The sequence below is a fragment of the Janthinobacterium sp. PLB04 genome (genome assembly GCF_021165895.1).
Taxonomy (GTDB): domain Bacteria; phylum Pseudomonadota; class Gammaproteobacteria; order Burkholderiales; family Burkholderiaceae_D; genus Janthinobacterium; species Janthinobacterium lividum.
The window spans coordinates 4819032-4836158 of record NZ_CP088968.1 but is presented as its reverse complement, the minus strand read 5'-3'; the positions used below and the strand labels follow the sequence as shown (position 1 = coordinate 4836158).

The window sequence follows — 17127 nt, the reverse complement described above, 5'->3', positions numbered from 1 at the left end:
GCATACGAATGGATAAGGTAAAAGATTTCTTCAGCAGCCTCTTGTTAGGCGAGCTGATCAAGGGCATGGCGTTGACAGGCAAGTACATGTTTTCGCGCAAGATCACGGTGCAATTCCCGGAAGAGAAGACACCGATCTCGCCGCGTTTCCGTGGCTTGCACGCGCTGCGCCGCTACCCGAACGGCGAGGAACGTTGCATCGCCTGCAAACTGTGCGAAGCGGTTTGCCCGGCGATGGCCATCACGATCGAATCGGAACAGCGTGACGACGGTTCGCGCCGCACCACGCGTTACGATATTGACTTGACCAAGTGCATCTTCTGCGGTTTCTGCGAAGAGTCCTGCCCGGTCGATTCGATCGTCGAGACGCAAATCCTGGAATACCACGGCGAGAAACGCGGGGATTTGTATTACACGAAAGAGATGTTGCTGGCCGTGGGCGATCGTTATGAAAATGACATCGCCGCTGCGCGCGCCGCCGACGCACCTTATCGCTGATGGATGCGCCGCAGCTGACCAGCTGCGGCGCGCCCCTCGTTCATCTGTACGTCTATTGGGTTTTTTATGGACTTTAAAACAATTTTGTTTTACGCCTTCGCGCTGATCTTGATTCTGGCAGCGACGCGCGTCATCACGGCCCGTAATCCGGTCCACGCAGTACTGTTCCTGGTACTGTCCTTCTTTTCCGCAGCGGGCATCTGGATGCTGCTGCAAGCTGAATTCCTGGCCATCGTGCTGGTATTGGTGTATGTCGGCGCCGTGATGGTGCTGTTCCTCTTCGTGGTCATGATGCTCGATATCAATATCGACCGCATGCGCGAAGGTTTCTGGGGCTATCTGCCATTGTCCGTGACGGTGGGCGTGATCATCGTGCTGGAAATGGCCGCTGTCCTGTGGCACGGTTTCCGCAACTTTGCGCCTAGCATCGCTCCGGTCAACGTCAACCTGGGCGGCACCAAGGAACTGGGCCTGCTGATCTACACGAAATATGTGTTCGCCTTCGAGATCGCTGCCGTCGTGCTGCTGGTGGCCATCGTTGCCGCGGTCGCACTGACCCTGCGCAAACGCAAGGACACCAAGCACTTTGCTCCGGGCGATGCCGTGCGCGTCAAGCGCAACGACCGCCTGAAGATCATCAAGATGGACGCGGTCGTCGAGCGTCCTGCGGCTGAGCCGGAAGTTAAGGAGGCACCATGACATTATCGCTCACACATTTTCTGGTCCTGGGCGCGATCCTGTTCGCAATCTCGATCGTCGGTATTTTCCTGAACCGCAAGAACATCATCGTATTGCTGATGGCAATCGAATTGATGTTGCTGGCGGTGAATATGAATTTCATCGCGTTCTCCCATTTCATGGGCGACGCGGCCGGTCAGATCTTCGTTTTCTTCATCCTGACGGTTGCCGCCGCTGAGTCGGCTATCGGTCTGGCTATTCTGGTGGTGATGTTCCGTAATCTGGATACCATCAACGTCGAAGACCTGGACAGCCTCAAAGGCTGATGTTTTTCAGACTCGATCTCTCGAATAATAACGATTAAGGTTCATCATGGCGGGGCAACTCCTCAACCCTAACCTCCTTCTTGCCGTACCGCTGGCGCCGCTGGCCGGTGCCGCGATTGCAGGTTTGCTTGGCACCCAGTTCCTGGGTAATTTGGTCGGACGCAAGACGTCGCATACCGCGACGATCCTGGGCGTACTGATTGCGTTCATCCTGTCCGTGCAGACACTGCTGGCAGTGATGGATGGCGCGACATTCAATGGCACGATCTATAACTGGATGACGATCGGCACCCTGAAGATGGAAGTGGGCTTCCAGATCGATTCGCTGTCGGCGATGATGATGTGCGTGGTCACTTTCGTCTCCCTGATGGTGCACATCTACACGATCGGCTACATGAAGGACGACGAAGGCTATAACCGCTTCTTCGCCTACATCTCGCTGTTCACGTTCTCGATGCTGATGCTGGTCATGGCCAACAACTTCCTGCAACTGTTCTTCGGTTGGGAAGCCGTGGGCCTGGTTTCCTACCTGCTGATCGGTTTCTGGTACCAGCGTCCGACGGCCATCGTGGCCAACATGAAGGCTTTCCTTGTCAACCGCGTGGGCGACTTCGGCTTCATCCTGGGCATCGGCCTGCTGCTGGCCTACGCCGGCACCATGAACTACCAGGAAGTATTCGCCAAGAAAGACGAACTGGCGCTGTTGAGCTTGCCAGGTACCGACTGGGCCCTGCTGACCGTTGCCTGCATCTGCCTGTTCATCGGCGCGATGGGCAAGTCGGCGCAGTTCCCGCTGCACGTGTGGCTGCCTGACTCGATGGAAGGTCCTACCCCGATCTCGGCACTGATTCACGCCGCGACGATGGTGACGGCCGGTATCTTCATGGTCTCGCGCATGTCGCCGCTGTTCGAACTGTCCGACACGGCACTGTCCTTCATCCTGGTGATCGGCTCCATCACGGCGCTGTTCATGGGCTTCCTGGGCATCATCCAGAACGACATCAAGCGCGTCGTCGCTTACTCGACGCTGTCGCAGCTCGGTTACATGACCGTGGCGCTGGGTTCGTCCGCGTACTCCGTGGCCGTGTTCCACCTGATGACGCACGCATTCTTCAAGGCACTGCTGTTCCTGGGCGCCGGTTCCGTCATCATCGGCATGCACCACGACCAGGATATCCGCAACATGGGCGGCCTGCGCAAATACATGCCGATCACCTGGATCACTTCCCTGATCGGTTCGCTGGCCCTGATCGGCACGCCGCTGTTCTCCGGTTTCTACTCGAAAGACAGCATCATCGAAGCCGTCGAAGCGACGCACATCTGGGGTGCTGGCTTTGCCCAGTTCGCCGTGCTGGCTGGCGTGTTTGTCACCGCCTTCTACTCGTTCCGCATGTATTTCCTCGTCTTCCATGGCAAGGAACGTTTCGGCCAGGCGCATGCGCACGGTCACGACGACCATCACGCACCGAAAGCGGCCCATGGCGCGCACGGCGATGCACATGACGACCATGGTCATGAAGAAGAGGAAGACGACCACGCGCACCACGGTCTGGAACCTGGCCAGAAGCCGCACGAGTCCCCATTCGTCGTATGGTTCCCGCTGGTGATGCTGGCGATTCCTTCGCTGATCATCGGCTACCTGACGATCGGCCCGATGCTGCATGGCGATTTCTTCAAGGGCGTGATCTTCGTCGGCGAAAACCATCCAGCAATGGAAGAGTTGTCGCATGAATTCCACGGCGCAATGGCGATGGCGATCCACGGCCTGTCGACGGCACCGTTCTGGCTGGCATTGTCCGGCGTGGTGGCAGCCTACTACTGCTACATGGTCAACCCGCGTGTACCGGCCTGGTTCTTTGCCAAGTTCCACGCGATCCACACCCTGCTGGACAACAAGTACTACATGGACAAGTTCAATGAAGTCGTGTTCGCCGGCGGTGCCCGCTTGCTGGGTAATGGCCTGTGGAACTTCGGTGACAAGAAGCTGATCGATGGCCTGCTGGTCAACGGTAGCGCCAAGGTCGTCGCCTGGCTGTCCTCGCTGTCGCGAGTGCTGCAGACCGGCTACATCTATCACTATGCATTCGTGATGATCCTGGGCGTGCTGGGCTTCCTGATCTATTTCCTGCCATTCTGGCCCGCTAAGTAAGCTGACCTGATAAAAGAATACTGAGAACCATGATGCAGTCTACGATTTCTACACTACCTCCTTACCTGAGTCTGTCGATCTGGGTGCCGATCATTTGCGGCGTCCTGATCCTCTCTCTCGGCCGTGACAGCAAAGCGGGCTTTACCCGCTGGCTGTCGCTGGCTGGCGCCGTGCTCAGCATGCTGTGCACCTTGCCGCTGATCCAGCATTTCGACAACGCCGCGCACGGCATGCAATTCGTCGAAAAAGCACCGTGGATTGAGACCTTCAATATCTGGTACTCGCTGGGTATCGACGGCCTGTCGCTGTGGTTCGTGCCACTGACGGCGTTCATCACCGTCATCGTCGTCATTTCCGCTTGGCAAGTGATCGAGAAGCGCATCGCCCAGTACATGGGCTCGTTCCTGATCCTGTCGGGCCTGATGATCGGCGTGTTCTGCGCGCTGGACGGCTTGCTGTTCTACTTCTTCTTTGAAGCAACCCTGATCCCGATGTTCATCATCATCGGTATCTGGGGCGGTTCGAACCGCGTGTACGCGTCGTTCAAGTTCTTCCTGTACACCTTCTTCGGTTCGCTGCTGACCCTGGTTGCCATCATCTACCTGCGCAATGTGTCGGGCACCTTCGACATCCTGGCCTGGCATGCGTTCAAGCTGACGATGAACGAGCAGATCTTCATCTTCCTGGCCTTCCTGATGGCGTTTGCCGTCAAGGTGCCGATGTTCCCCGTCCATACGTGGTTGCCGGACGTCCACGTGGAAGCGCCAACGGGCGGTTCCGCCGTGCTGGCCGCCATCATGCTGAAACTGGGCGCCTACGGCTTCCTGCGTTTCTCGCTGCCGATCACGCCGGACGCCAGCCACTACCTGTCGGGTTTCATGATCGCCTTGTCGCTGATCGCCGTGATCTACATCGGTCTGGTTGCCCTGGTGCAAACAGACATGAAAAAACTGGTCGCCTATTCGTCGATCGCGCACATGGGTTTCGTGACCCTGGGCTTCTTCATGTTCAACGACATCTCGGTGCAGGGCGGTATCGTGCAGATGGTCTCGCACGGCTTCATCTCCGGCGCGATGTTCCTGTGCATCGGCGTGCTGTATGACCGTATGCATACCCGCAACATCGCCGACTACGGCGGCGTCGTGAACCGCATGCCGAAATTTGCCGCCTTCTTCGTGCTGTTCTCGATGGCCAACTGCGGTCTGCCTGCTACTTCCGGCTTCGTCGGCGAGTTCATGGTGATCCTGGGCGCGGTGAAATACAACTTCTGGATCGGTCTGCTGGCTGCAACGGCACTGATCTGGGGCGCGGCGTACTCGCTGTGGATGGCCAAGCGCGTGGTGTTCGGCAAGATCAAGAACAAGCATGTGGCCGAACTGACCGACATCAACAAACGTGAATTCTTCATGCTTGCTGTGCTGGCCATCGCCGTGCTCGTGATGGGTCTGTACCCAGCCCCGTTCACCGACACGATGCAAACTTCGGTTGCTGACCTGCTGCAGCATGTCGCCACCAGCAAGTTGCCTTAAATAGAAGACCGATAACATGACTAATGCACCTAATCTGGTACCGCTGTACGCGGAAATCTTTCTGCTGATCGCCACGTCGGCGCTCTTGCTGATCGATATGTTCTTGCCTGCGGCGAAGCGTTCGATCACCTATGCGCTGTCGCTGCTGACCCTGGCCGGCTGCGCCTTGCTGACCGTGGGCGACTTCAATGCGGGCACCACCGTCTACACGTTCCACAACATGTTCGTGTCGGACCCGATGTCGCAGCTGCTGAAACTGTTCTCGTACGGCGCCGTGGCGCTGACCCTGATCTACTCGCGCGCCTATGCCACCGACCGCAGCATGCTGTCGGGTAACCTGGGCGGCGAGTTCTACGTGCTGGCCCTGTTTGCACTGCTGGGCCAGATGATCATGATCTCGGCCAACAACTTCCTGATCATCTACCTGGGTCTGGAACTGATGTCGCTGTCGCTGTACGCACTGATCGCCTTGCGCCGTGACAATGCCAAGGCCACGGAAGCGGCCATGAAATACTTCATCCTGGGCGCGCTGGCCTCCGGTTTCATGTTGTACGGTATCTCGATGCTGTACGGCGCCTCCGGCACCCTGGACCTGGGCGAACTGCGCGTGGCGCTGGAAAACGGCAAGACCAACGGCACCATCATGGTCTTCGGCCTGGTGTTCCTCGTTGCTGGCCTGGCCTTCAAACTGGGCGTCGTGCCATTCCACATGTGGGTGCCTGACGTGTATCAAGGTTCGCCGACGGCCGTGACCCTGCTGCTGGGCGCGGCGCCGAAACTGGCCGCCTTCGCCATCACCCTGCGCTTGCTGGCCGAAGGCTTGCTGCCGATGGCACATGACTGGCAGCAAATGCTGCTGGTGCTGGCCGTGATGTCGCTGGCGATCGGCAACTTCACCGCGATCGCGCAAACCAACCTGAAGCGCATGTTGGCGTACTCGACCATCGCGCAAATGGGCTTCGTTCTGCTGGGCTTGCTGTCCGGTACTGTGGATGCACCGAACAACACCCTGAACGCGGCTGGCGCAGCCACCGCCTACGGCGCCTCGATGTACTACGTCATCACCTACGTGTTCACCACCCTGGGTACCTTTGGCGTGATCATGTTGTTGGCACGTAATGGTTTCGAAGCAGACGAACTGGCCGACTTCAAGGGCCTGGGCAAACGCAGCCCGATCTTCGCGCTGGTGATGACCCTGTTCATGTTCTCGCTGGCCGGCGTGCCGCCGCTGATGGGCTTCATGGCCAAGTACTCGGTGCTGGCTTCCGTGCTGGCGACGGGCCAGCTGTGGCTGACCATCGCTGCCGTGTTGTTCTCGCTGATCGGCGCCTTCTACTACCTGCGCGTCGTGAAAATGATGTGGTTCGACGAGCCGACGGACGGCAATGTGCTGGTCGTGCATGGCGACATGCGCGTCGTGCTGGCCCTGAACGGCGTGTTCGTCCTGGCGCTGGGTGTGATGCCTAACAGCATCCTGGCTGCCTGCGCGACCGCCATCACCAAGACGCTGGCGTCCTGACCGATGGATGTCACCGCCTCGAGCTGGCTGGTGATCGCCCTGGGCATCCTGGGCGCCAACCTGCCTTTCCTGAACGAGAAACTGTTTGCCGCCGTGCCCCTGAAAAGGGCGGCGCAAGCAGAGCAGGGCTGGCGCAAGCCGCTGGCGCTGCGCCTGCTGGAGATGGTGATTCTGTACTTCATCGTCGGCGCCGTGGCGTTCGCGCTCGAAGCACGCATCGGCAACGGTTTCCCTCAGACGTGGGAGTTCTATGCCATCACGGGATGCCTGTTCCTGGTGCTGGCCTTTCCCGGCTTCGTCACTCGCTACCTGCGCAAGCGGCGCTAGCCCATCGACCGAAAGCGGCGCCTCTGGCGCCGTTTTTTTTTATTGAGCATAATCAAGGTATGGATACTGAACGTATGGATATGAATTTAACTGAGACCAAGGTGGACGGCGAGCTCGTCTATCAGGGCGGCTTCCTGCGCGTGCAGCGCGACCGGGTTGCGCTGCCGGACGGCAAGATCACGGCGCGCGAATTCGTCCTGCATCCGGGCGCCGTCGTCATCCTGCCGCTGCTCGACGACGGCACGGTGCTGATGGAGCGCCAGTACCGCTATCCGCTGGACCGGGTCTTCATTGAATTCCCGGCCGGCAAGATCGACGCGGGAGAGTCGCACCTGGCCTGCGCCCAGCGCGAATTGCTGGAAGAGACGGGCTACACGGCCAGCGACTGGCAATTCGTCTCCACCATCCATAATGCCATTGCCTATTCCGATGAACACCTGGAGCTGTTCCTGGCGCGCGGCCTGGTGGCCGGCGAACGCCAGCTCGACGAGGGCGAATTCCTGGAAACGTTTACGGCCACGGTGCCGCAGCTGCTCGACTGGGTCAAGGATGGCACGATCACGGACGTGAAAACCGTCATCGGTATCTTCTGGCTCGACAAGATCACCAGCGGCGCCTGGCAGCCGGCCTGATTCCGCACATGCGCGCGGCTCTCTTTTTGCTGTTGGCATTTGCCAGCCTGGGCGCGCACGGGGCCGCGCGCACGCCGTTCCAGGTGCGCTGCGAAGACACGATCAGCAAGACGGTGTCCGTGCTGACGGCGCAGCAGAATGGCTACAGCATCGACACGCATCTGCCGTACAAGGCCCTGACCGTGATGAAGGGCACGGCGCGCGCCAATACCTGGGTACTGGGATTGACGAAGACGGATTCGCGCGTGGCCATCGCTCTGGCCGGTCCCATGCTGCAAGACCCGGCCAGCGGCTATGAATGCGTGGCGCCGCAGATTACCGTGTCCCTCACGTATGCGCCCGTGGTGATCTATATCGGCCGCGAGTTTGCCCCCGGCACTTGCGCGTATGATGAGATACTCGCGCACGAGCTGCGGCACATGAAGACCTATATGGAGCATTTGCCGCGCGTGGAAAAGACCGTGCGCGCGGCGCTGGCCAAACGTTTCGAGGCGCGGCCCCTGTATGCGCCCAGCGGCACGGCCAAGGCGGCGCTGGCGCGCGAGATCGACACGGGCTGGTTGCCGTATATCAAGGCTGAAATGCGCAAGGTGGAAACCTTGCAGGCGGCCATCGATTCTCCGCAAGAATATGCGCGCTTGGGCAAGGCGTGCAAGGGCGAAATCCAGAACATCCTGGCGGGCAAGGCAGCGCCCGCCAACTAGACAAGGAATGGCATGACAGCAGCACCGAACACCGTCCGTTATTTTGCGCTGATCCCCGCCGCCGGCGTGGGTGCGCGCATGGAAGCGGGCAGTCCCAAGCAATATTTACCTATCGCCGGCAAACCCATGCTGCGCCACGCGCTCGACGCCTTTCTCGCCAGCCCCCTGATCGCGCACACGTATGTCGTCGTCAGCGCGAAGGATAGCGTGATTGACACGGTCGTGCCGGAGCAGGGCGTCACTGTGCTGCGCTGCGGCGGCGCCACGCGCATGGAGACGATCCTGAATGGCTTGCAGGCCGTGCACGGCAGCATAGCCGCCCACGACCAGGTGCTGGTGCACGACGCGGCGCGCCCTGGCCTGACGCCGGCCCTGATCGAAAAACTCATCAACGAGGTGGGCGACCACCCGGCCGGCGGCCTGCTGGCCTTGCCCGTGGTCGATACCGTCAAGCGGGCGGGGCAGGACGGCCTGTCGGCGCAGACGGTGCCGCGCGACCATCTATGGCTGGCGCAGACGCCGCAGATGTTCAGCTATGCCTTGCTGCACCAAGCCTTATCCGAAGCGCCCGACCCGCAAGCGATCACCGACGACGCCAGCGCCGTCGAAGCGCTGGGCCTGGCGCCCAGGCTGGTTGAAGGCCACCCGCGCAACCTGAAAGTGACCTTGCCGCGCGACATATACACGGCCGAACTGTATTTGGCCAACCCTTGAATTCCAGAGAGACCCGCATGAACACAACGACTCCCGTACTGCCTTTCCGCATCGGCCAGGGCTATGACTGCCACGCGCTGGTGGAAAACCGCGACCTGATCATCGGCGGCGTGAAAATCCCCCATCACCTGGGCTTGCTCGGCCACTCCGACGCGGACGTGCTGCTGCACGCGATCACGGACGCCATCTTCGGCGCCGCCGCGCTGGGCGACATCGGCCGCCATTTCCCCGACACGGATGCGCAGTTCAAGGGCGCCGATTCGCGCACCTTGCTGCGCGAGGCCGTGCGCCGCGTGCAAGCCACCGGTTATATCATCGGCAATATCGACGCCACCATCATCGCCCAGCGCCCGAAGATGGCGCCGCACATCGCCGCCATGTGCGCGAACGTGGCCGAAGACCTGGGCGTGAGTGTGGGCCAGGTCAACATCAAGGCCAAGACGAATGAAAAACTGGGCTACCTGGGCCGTGAAGAAGGCATCGCGGCCGAAGCCGTGGCCTTGCTGCTGCGCGCCTGATACGCCACCGACTATCCACCACTAGGAGAGAGCATGTTCCAGCTACGCCGTACCAGCATCCTGCTTGCATGGGCACTGACCGCCGCGCCAGCGGCCTGGGCCGAACTGCAAGCCACGGGCGAGCCGCCCGCCGCCAAACAGGGCTGGAAGGCCGAGACCGTCGCGCAGGGCGTGCGCCAGCCGTGGGGCATCGCCTGGCTGGGCGAGGGCCGCGCGCTGGTCACCAGCAAGCAGGGAACATTGCATCTGCTGAATGGAAAGACTTTTACCGACGTGGCGCTGGAAGGCATGCCCAAGGTGTTTACGGGCGGGCAGGGCGGCTTGCTCGATATCGTCCTGCACCCGCAGGATGCGGGCAAGGCGCAGCAGCGCGTCTACATGACGGTGTCGACCGGCAACAATGACGCCAACCGCACGACCCTCGTGCGCGGCGTGTTCGACGGCAAGAAGGTGACGGGCATCCAGACCCTGTTCAAGGTCGCTACGGACAAGAGCGGCGGCCAGCATTTCGGTTCGCGCCTGCTGTGGCTGCCGGACGGCACTTTACTGATGAGCGTGGCCGATGGCGGCAACCCGCCGCTGCGCATCGGCGACCGCCTGGCGCGCGAGCAGGCACAGAATCTGGCCACGCACCAGGGTTCCATCCTGCGCCTGACGGAAGACGGCAAGCCGGCACCTGGCAACCCGCTGGCCGCCAAGGGTGCCTTGCCGGAAATCTGGTCGTATGGCCATCGCAACGTGCAGGGACTGGCGCTTGATCCTGTTTCCGGCCGCGTGTGGGCCACGGAACATGGTCCATATGGCGGCGATGAGCTGAACCTGGTGGCGGCGGGCGGCAACTACGGCTGGCCCCTGCAAAGCTATGGCGCCGACTACACGACGCACGAACCGGTCGGCAAGCGTGAAGTGGCCGGCATGCTCAATCCGAGCGTGGCCTGGGTGCCGTCGCCGGCGCCGTCGGGCCTGGCCGTCTACACGGGCGACAAGATTGCCGCCTGGCGCGGCAGCATCTTCAGCGGCGGCCTGGCGGCCAAGGATATCCGCCGCATCGCCGTCGATGCCAGCGGCAAGGTGACGGGGCAGGACCGCCTGGCCATCGGCGCGCGCGTGCGCGACGTGCGCCAGGGGCCGGACGGCTATCTGTATGCGCTGACGGATGAAGACAATGGCCGCCTGCTGCGCATCGTGGCGCAGTAACACGGCAGGCGCCATCTTCGCTTAAGATGGCGCCTTTACTTCATTCAAGGTGGCGGCATGGCCCGTGATACTTATGCATACCGGCACGTCGCCGTCGAATCGCGCGCCATTGATGGCCGTGTGGAAATCCGCCCCGTGCCGGGCCAGGCCTTCTCTCCCGAACTGGCCGTGCAGTGCTCGCGCCGCCTGGTCGACGTGCAGCGCTACCCGCTGGGCAGCCGCTTTCTGCTGTTCGCCAAGCTGACGGACCGCCTGGGCGGCACGCCCTTCCTGTATGCGTATCACGGCGATGCGGACGTCGTGATGACGCCGGCCGAAGTGACGAAATTCCTTGGCGAATTCCGCCGCGGCCGCATTTGATTCCTACGATGTGACGCAGGCCGCGCCAGCCTTGGGGCTGGCCTGCGGCTTGCCAAAGATGGCGATCGTCAAGGCGCAGCCGAGGGCGAACAGGCCGCCGACCACCATCGCGCTCGATACCCCCAGCCGGTCGACGGCCATGCCTCCCAGCAAGGCGCCCGACGCCAGCGACACTTGCACGATGGCGACAAACAGCGCGCTGCTGCCTTCCATCAAGTGTGGCGCCGCCTTGAACATCCACGTCTGCACGGCGATCGGCATGGCGCCGAAACCGAAACCCCATACGGCCACCAGCAGCATGGCGGTAAGCGAATGGCTGCCGAACGCGGCCAGGGCCAGGGTGGACAAGCCCAGCACGGCACCCGTCACCATCAGCGCGGCCCGTTCGTAGCGGCCGGCGGCCCAGCCGCCCGCGAGGTTGCCGATGAAGCCGGAAGCGCCATACACGAGCAGCATGGCGCTGACCGTGCCGGCCGCCAGGTGCGAGATTTGCGTGAGGAACGGCGCGATATACGTGTAGGCGGCGAACTGGCCCGTGAAGATCATGGCTGTGGCGATCAGGCCCAGCCTGGCCTTGCGGATGCCGAAAATCATCGGCAGCTGGCGCAGGCGGATGGCTTGCGTCGGTGGCAGCTTGGGCAGCAGCAACAGTTGGCCGAGGAAGACCAGCACGGCAATGGCGCTGGCCGCGCCGAATGCGACCCGCCAGCCCACCAGCTCGCCCACCAGCGCGCCGGCCGGCACGCCCGCCACCGTGCCCAGCGAGACGCCGGCGAAGATGATGGACATGGCGCGCGACGCATGCTGCGGCGCCACCAGGCGCGGGCCGATGGCGCTGCCGATGGCCCAGAAGCCGCCCACGCCCACGCCCAGCATGGCGCGGCCCAGCAGTATCCACGCATACGACGGCGCCAGCGCCACCAGCAGGTTCGACGCCACCAGCAGGGCCGTGAGAGCCAGCAGCACGATGCGGCGGTCCAGGCGGCCCGAGCCGACGGTGACAAAGATGGCGGCAAACGCGGCAACGATGCCGGGCGTGGTGATCATCAGCCCCGCCTGGCCCTTGCTGATGGCCAGTTCGGCCGCCATGGCGGGCAGCAGGCCGACGGGCAGGAATTCGGAGGTGACGAGGGCGAAGGCGCCGATGCCGACCGATAAGACGGCCAGCCATGGCGCCACGGTGGTATCGTCGCCAGTAGCGTTGGAAGGTGTGTGCATAGGGGTTCCTGAAAAGCCGGGAGGTTTTTAACCGGTCGGTATATAATCAGGGAAGGCAGACAGTGTTGTCAATAATTTTTTACCGAACGGTATGAAACAAGATAAAAATGAGGAAGCGGTCAAGGCGAAAACGGGGCGGCCACGCACGTTTGACGCGGATCAGGCGCTCGATTGCGCCATGAAAGTATTCTGGGAAAAGGGTTATGAGGGCAGCTCCCTGCCGGAATTGACGAAAGCCATGGGCATGAACCGGCCCAGCCTGTATGCCGTCTTCGGCAACAAGGAGCAATTGTTCCACAAGGCGCTCGAACGCTACAGCGACACGCGCATGCGGTTCTTCGACGCGGCGCTGGAGCAGCCGACGGCGCGCCAGGTGGTGGAAGCCTTGCTGACGCAATATGTCGACGCGCAAACCATGCCGGACGGTCCGCACGGCTGCATGGGCGTCAATGCGGCGCTTGCCTGCAGCGACGATGCCTTGCCGATCCGCGATGAATTGTTTGCGCGCCGGCTGCGCGGTGAAATCAAGCTGCGCGACCGCTTGCGGCGCGCCAGGGAAGATGGGGATTTGCCGCCCGATTCCTGCCCGGAGCAGCAGGCGCGTTTTGTCGTGACCCTGTCGCAGGGCATGGCCATCCAGGCGGCGGCCGGCGTATCGCGCGAGCAGTTGCAGCAAATGGTGGGATTGCTGCTGCGCAATTGGCCGCTGTAACTATCCTGTCGGGGCGATGGTCTTGGCCAGGTCGCTGGGCGCCTTGCGCCGCCAGGCGGCCGTCAGGGCGGCGGCCAGCATGTCCAGCTCGGCGTCCGCCAGGCGCACCGTGATGCCGGCCAGGCGTTCTCCCCACCAGAGTTTCTCGCAGCCCGATGGCGTGATGACGGTGGCGATGTGCGCCGCTTCCGCATCGAGCAGCACGTTGATGTGCTCGTCATCGGGCAGGGTGGCAAAGATCTTCCCGCCCACGCGGAACGCCGGACGGTCGTGGTGTTCTTCCTCGGTGGTGTCGGGAAACGACAGTGCCAGATAGCGTAGTTCTTCCAGGTCGACCATTCCTCTTTCCCCCTCATCGGACAGATAGCAGCGTGACTGCATTTTGCCATGCTGTTTCACCCCGTGGTGCAGAGGCATGCGAAAAGAAATGCGCAAGATGCGACACTGACGGACTGGTCTGTGGTGCAGCCGCGACACGTCACGTGCCGCGCATGGTCGCCGCTCCAGAGTGATGGATGGGGTTTTTCTGTCACTGGACAGGTGCTTGCCATAAAAATATCTTTCATGGTTAAAAGAAAAATACTTTTCTTCCAAGGAATTTGAGCTAGAATAGCTTCATCGTCTTACCTGACCCGTCAATTGTCTGGCCTTGTCCCGGGAACCCGAACCCTTTCCAGGACGCTTGCAGTGCCGCCATGGCACGCCGCAAGTCCGCGCTGTTTCGCGGAAGCCATGCCCCCGACCGCTCATTCCTGCAATCCCTAGCGCTACGCCGACACGCCTCAATGCAGCGTGTATTCAGCTCCAGCGCCCCTTGCTGCGCCCACTGAATACTTACTTACTGGATACCATCATGAAAAACTTGCCTAAAATCGCTTTGTCCCTGATCGCTGTCGGTGTGTTTGCCCACGCGAACGCCAGCACCATCACCCTGTCCACCGGCTATTCGGGCGCCGGCGCGCAAAGCTCCGCCGCCGACTACCAGTCCGTTGTGAATGCCGCCGTGGCCACGCCCGGCGCCGGTTATGGCTCGACGACGATTGCCAGCTATGACAACGTCAACAACAGCGGCCTGTTCGGCAGCGGCTCGAACATCGCCTTCAAATCCGTCATCAACTTTGGCGTCGGCGCGGCCGATGCGGGTACCTGGAGCTTCCGCAGCGGCGTCGATTTCGGCAAAGGCGGCGCCCTGTTCCTCGACGGCGTGGCGCTGGATTTCAAGAGCAATGACATGTGGTGGGCAGGCAACTACAACAATGGCAGCCAGTTCCTCAGCGGTTCGAGCACCCTGGCGGCCGGCAACCATACTCTGAGTATCTACGGCCTGGAAGGCTGCTGCGATGGCGGCCAGCAAGCGCAGTTCAAGGCGGGCAACAACAATTTCGTCAGCTTCGGCGCCAATGATGGCTTGATCTCGGCTGTTCCAGAGCCAACCACCTACGCCATGCTGCTGATCGGCCTGGGCTTGCTGGGCTTTACGGCACGCCGCAAGCAGGAATCCAAGTTCTAAGTTTGTATCGCCGACCTCGCCGCGCCTGATGGCGCGCGATAAAAAGCCCGCCGGTCTGTCAGGACACGGCGGGCTTTTTGCATGGCGGCGGCTTAATCGCCGCTGTCTTCGTCTTCGTCGGCACCCTTGGCCGCCTTGCCGCGCTCGGCATCGACGGCGCGCTGCAGGCTGGCCGCATCGCGGAAGAAGGCGTCCGTCGTGTGATCCGGGCTCAGGCGTAAGGCGGGCGGGTAGATCACGGACATGTACGGCTCGTCGGCCAGGCGGCCGCTGCTCTGCAAATTGCTCAGCAGGATCAGGGTCGAGCCAAGGATGGCCAGCACGACGGCAACGAGGCCGAAGCGGCGCGGGTGCTGCGGCTTGATCGTGCACAAATGGTAGTAGATCATGGCGCAGACGATGACGATGAACATGTGCCGTCCGTAGCGCGTCAGCACTTCCAGCGACAACGCATACGCCGCCATGTTGCTGCCCAGTTCCCACGCCTCCATGGCCAGCAAGCCGCAGCCGATGATGAACAGGTGGCGGCCGAAGCGCGCCACATGGCCGAACAGGCGGTTTGCCACGGCCCAGATCGACGCCCACACGAGGCCGCCGGCCAGCGCGTAGGCGATGATCATCAGGTAGGAAATCGGGTCGAAGGCGTCCGCATCGCTGAGCCAGTTGCTGAAGGCGGCCGAGGCGCCGATCATGGCCAGGCCGGCGACGGCGGGGCGCAAGCCTTCCCAGTCATGCCGGGTGGTATCGCCCAGTTCGGGCGCCACGGGATGGTCGCTGGCGCGCACGCGCAGGCGCGTGTGGCCCAGGCGCACGATGCTGTTGCCGGTCATGGCCACTTGCAGTTGCCGCTGTCCCCGGTGGATCACGCCATTCTGGCTGCCCAGGTCGCGCAGCAGCAGGCCGCCTGCGCCGTCGTCTTCGACAATGGCGTGCGCGGCTGCCGTATGCGCATCATCGAGGATGAAGTCGTTGTCGTAGCCGCGGCCGATGCGGATCGGCAGGGATGCCATGCGCTGGCGCTGCCGCACTTCGCCATTCTCGGCGAGGATTTCGATGAAGTATGGTGCTTTCATGGCTTGCGTCCGCTTTCCCGCGACAGCGCTTCGAGGAAGGTGCGCGTGACGCGCATGCCGTTGGCGTAGGACACGCCGCGCGCGTCGATGCGGCTTTGCAGGCTCATCAATGGCTCATCGGTGCTGGCGGCCAGCAGGGCGAAGTCGTACAGTCCCGTAAACTTGCGGTAGGCGCGCACGCACAGGACGGCGCGCAAGGGCAAGGTCTTGTTCTTGACGAACTGTTCGGTGCAATGGGGGGCCGTCAGGTGCGCGCTCTTGTAGCTGCCGAAACTTTCATTCTTGAACGAGGCACTGGCCAGCTCGGAAAAGCGCAGCGGACCCAATTCGCTGCTGCGCAAAAATTCGTGGCGCATCGACACCTGCCCCGTCTGCAGGGCGCCGGAGATGAAGATGGCCGATTCCATGGCGCAGCTGGTGTTGTCGAGCATATAGGGCTTGTCGGACTTGACGTTGGAGCGGCCCCAGCAGCGCATCTGGTTGGATTCGCGCACGGGCACGCGGTACGGGCCCATGGCTTTCAGGCTCAATGGCGTGTCGAGCAGGCGCGCCAGCATGACTTCCTGGTGCGCCAGCAGCTGCGCCGTCACCAGCGGCTTGAAGTCCTTCGGCGGCTTGCCTTGCTGCGCCACCTTGGCCAGCAATTGCTGGGCATAGCGGGCGGGCACGAGAAAACTGACCAGTTCGCCATCGAGGCGTTTCGACACGTTCACGCCGGCCACGTCGCCATTTGCCGTCACGCTGGGACCGCCGCTCATGCCGGAATTGATCGGTCCCGTAAACATCAGCTGGTCGTAGAAGCTGCGCGTGACGACGCCATTATAGGAACCTTCCGAAATGGCGAAGCCCAGGTCCAGCGGATTGCCCATCGAATACAGGTACTGGCCTTGCGTCAGCGGCGCCAGCCCTTCCGGCATCTTGAAGAAGCCCGTGCCATGGCGGTTCACGCGCAATACCGCCAGGTCGTGCAGCACGTCGACGGCCAGCAATTCCACATTGCCCCGCTGGCCGCTCGTGTCGACCCATTCGCCCACATAGGTGTCCGGGTCGAGGGCGAACTGGGAGACCACGTGATAGTTGCTCACCACCAGGTCGCCCGTGCCGATCAAAAAGCCCGAGCCGACGGACGACTGCGTGCGGCCGTTCTTCAGCAGCACGCGCACTTGCAGGATGTCGGCGCGCGCGGCCGTGTACAGCTTTTGTGCGGCCGAGGAGGGCGGCGGCAGGGCCGCATGTTCGGTGGCGGCTGGCGCGGCGGTGGCCGGCGGCGGCTTGATGGGGGGAGTCGAAGCGGTGGGGGCCGCGGCTGGCGCGGCAGGTACAGGCGCCGGGGCCGCGTGGGCGCCTGCGGCAGCGCACAGGCTGGCCAGCAAGAAGGCGAGGTTAGATAATTTCATGCATCCTTTGTGCGTGAGCAGGAGCGCGGCCGGCGCGGCGCGGTATCGAGCACGTACCGGCCCGGGG

19 protein-coding genes are annotated in these 17127 nt (G+C 62.2%); 15 read left to right on the top strand and 4 right to left on the bottom strand.

Annotation, left to right across the window (positions count from 1 at the left end):
- Positions 1-8: 8 nt before the first annotated feature.
- The 13 genes from nuoI (at position 9) to LSO07_RS21250 (ending at position 11150) form a co-directional block, all read left to right on the top strand.
- Positions 9-497, top strand: coding sequence for an NADH-quinone oxidoreductase subunit NuoI (nuoI, locus tag LSO07_RS21310; RefSeq protein ID WP_010399726.1), 489 nt, complete (start codon positions 9-11; stop codon positions 495-497).
- A 66-nt stretch (positions 498-563) separates the two neighbouring features.
- Entirely contained in the window at positions 564-1196 is a 633-nt protein-coding gene (locus tag LSO07_RS21305; RefSeq protein WP_034779507.1) for an NADH-quinone oxidoreductase subunit J, read from the top strand.
- Positions 1193-1501, top strand: coding sequence for an NADH-quinone oxidoreductase subunit NuoK (nuoK, locus tag LSO07_RS21300; protein WP_010399724.1), 309 nt, complete (start codon positions 1193-1195; stop codon positions 1499-1501). Before LSO07_RS21305 ends, nuoK begins: the two co-directional genes overlap by 4 nt.
- A 46-nt stretch (positions 1502-1547) precedes the next feature.
- Positions 1548-3650: an NADH-quinone oxidoreductase subunit L gene (nuoL, locus tag LSO07_RS21295; RefSeq protein WP_070255607.1), complete on the top strand. Its 2103-nt coding sequence runs from the start codon at positions 1548-1550 to the stop codon at positions 3648-3650.
- Positions 3651-3679: 29 nt separating this feature from the next.
- The gene (locus LSO07_RS21290) at positions 3680-5179 is read left to right on the top strand and encodes an NADH-quinone oxidoreductase subunit M (RefSeq protein ID WP_151096509.1); all 1500 of its coding nucleotides are present in this window, start codon (positions 3680-3682) and stop codon (positions 5177-5179) included.
- Between the two features lie 16 nt (positions 5180-5195).
- Positions 5196-6698: an NADH-quinone oxidoreductase subunit NuoN gene (gene nuoN / locus LSO07_RS21285; protein WP_034779502.1), complete on the top strand. Its 1503-nt coding sequence runs from the start codon at positions 5196-5198 to the stop codon at positions 6696-6698.
- 3 nt (positions 6699-6701) lie between these two features.
- Complete coding sequence (locus LSO07_RS21280; RefSeq protein WP_099394247.1) at positions 6702-7025, top strand: DUF2818 family protein; 324 nt, start codon at positions 6702-6704, stop codon at positions 7023-7025.
- A 74-nt stretch (positions 7026-7099) separates the two neighbouring features.
- Positions 7100-7657, top strand: a complete 558-nt coding sequence (locus tag LSO07_RS21275) for an NUDIX domain-containing protein (protein WP_070255807.1) — start codon at positions 7100-7102, stop codon at positions 7655-7657.
- 8 nt (positions 7658-7665) lie between these two features.
- Positions 7666-8361, top strand: a complete 696-nt coding sequence (locus LSO07_RS21270; protein WP_191909748.1) for a hypothetical protein — start codon at positions 7666-7668, stop codon at positions 8359-8361.
- 12 nt (positions 8362-8373) lie between these two features.
- Positions 8374-9075 (top strand): 2-C-methyl-D-erythritol 4-phosphate cytidylyltransferase, encoded by a 702-nt coding sequence (gene ispD, locus LSO07_RS21265; protein WP_151096507.1) that lies wholly within the window; start codon positions 8374-8376, stop codon positions 9073-9075.
- Positions 9076-9092: 17 nt separating this feature from the next.
- The gene (ispF, locus tag LSO07_RS21260; RefSeq protein WP_099388380.1) at positions 9093-9593 is read left to right on the top strand and encodes a 2-C-methyl-D-erythritol 2,4-cyclodiphosphate synthase; all 501 of its coding nucleotides are present in this window, start codon (positions 9093-9095) and stop codon (positions 9591-9593) included.
- Between the two features lie 33 nt (positions 9594-9626).
- Entirely contained in the window at positions 9627-10790 is a 1164-nt protein-coding gene (locus tag LSO07_RS21255) for a PQQ-dependent sugar dehydrogenase (RefSeq protein ID WP_151096506.1), read from the top strand.
- A gap of 57 nt (positions 10791-10847) precedes the next feature.
- Entirely contained in the window at positions 10848-11150 is a 303-nt protein-coding gene (locus LSO07_RS21250) for a hypothetical protein (RefSeq protein WP_176376167.1), read from the top strand.
- Positions 11151-11153: 3 nt separating this feature from the next.
- Here the strand turns inward: LSO07_RS21250 and LSO07_RS21245 are convergent, their stop codons facing one another.
- Positions 11154-12368 (bottom strand): MFS transporter, encoded by a 1215-nt coding sequence (locus LSO07_RS21245; protein ID WP_052139967.1) that lies wholly within the window; start codon positions 12366-12368, stop codon positions 11154-11156.
- Between the two features lie 91 nt (positions 12369-12459).
- Here LSO07_RS21245 and LSO07_RS21240 point away from each other — a divergent pair, with 91 nt between their 5' ends.
- Entirely contained in the window at positions 12460-13080 is a 621-nt protein-coding gene (locus tag LSO07_RS21240) for a TetR/AcrR family transcriptional regulator (RefSeq protein WP_151096505.1), read from the top strand.
- Here LSO07_RS21240 and LSO07_RS21235 read toward each other — a convergent pair whose 3' ends face one another.
- Positions 13081-13461, bottom strand: a complete 381-nt coding sequence (locus LSO07_RS21235) for an MmcQ/YjbR family DNA-binding protein (RefSeq protein ID WP_225317377.1) — start codon at positions 13459-13461, stop codon at positions 13081-13083. It lies immediately after the preceding gene.
- Positions 13462-13933: 472 nt separating this feature from the next.
- On the opposite strand from LSO07_RS21235, the gene LSO07_RS21230 reads away from it, so the two are divergent.
- Positions 13934-14590, top strand: coding sequence for a CCXG family PEP-CTERM protein (locus tag LSO07_RS21230; protein ID WP_034779740.1), 657 nt, complete (start codon positions 13934-13936; stop codon positions 14588-14590).
- A gap of 92 nt (positions 14591-14682) precedes the next feature.
- Here the strand turns inward: LSO07_RS21230 and LSO07_RS21225 are convergent, their stop codons facing one another.
- Complete coding sequence (locus tag LSO07_RS21225) at positions 14683-15663, bottom strand: FHA domain-containing protein (protein ID WP_070255585.1); 981 nt, start codon at positions 15661-15663, stop codon at positions 14683-14685.
- Positions 15660-17060, bottom strand: a complete 1401-nt coding sequence (locus tag LSO07_RS21220) for a S1 family peptidase (RefSeq protein ID WP_151096504.1) — start codon at positions 17058-17060, stop codon at positions 15660-15662. The genes LSO07_RS21225 and LSO07_RS21220 overlap by 4 nt, the downstream gene beginning before the upstream one ends.
- Positions 17061-17127 lie beyond the last annotated feature (67 nt).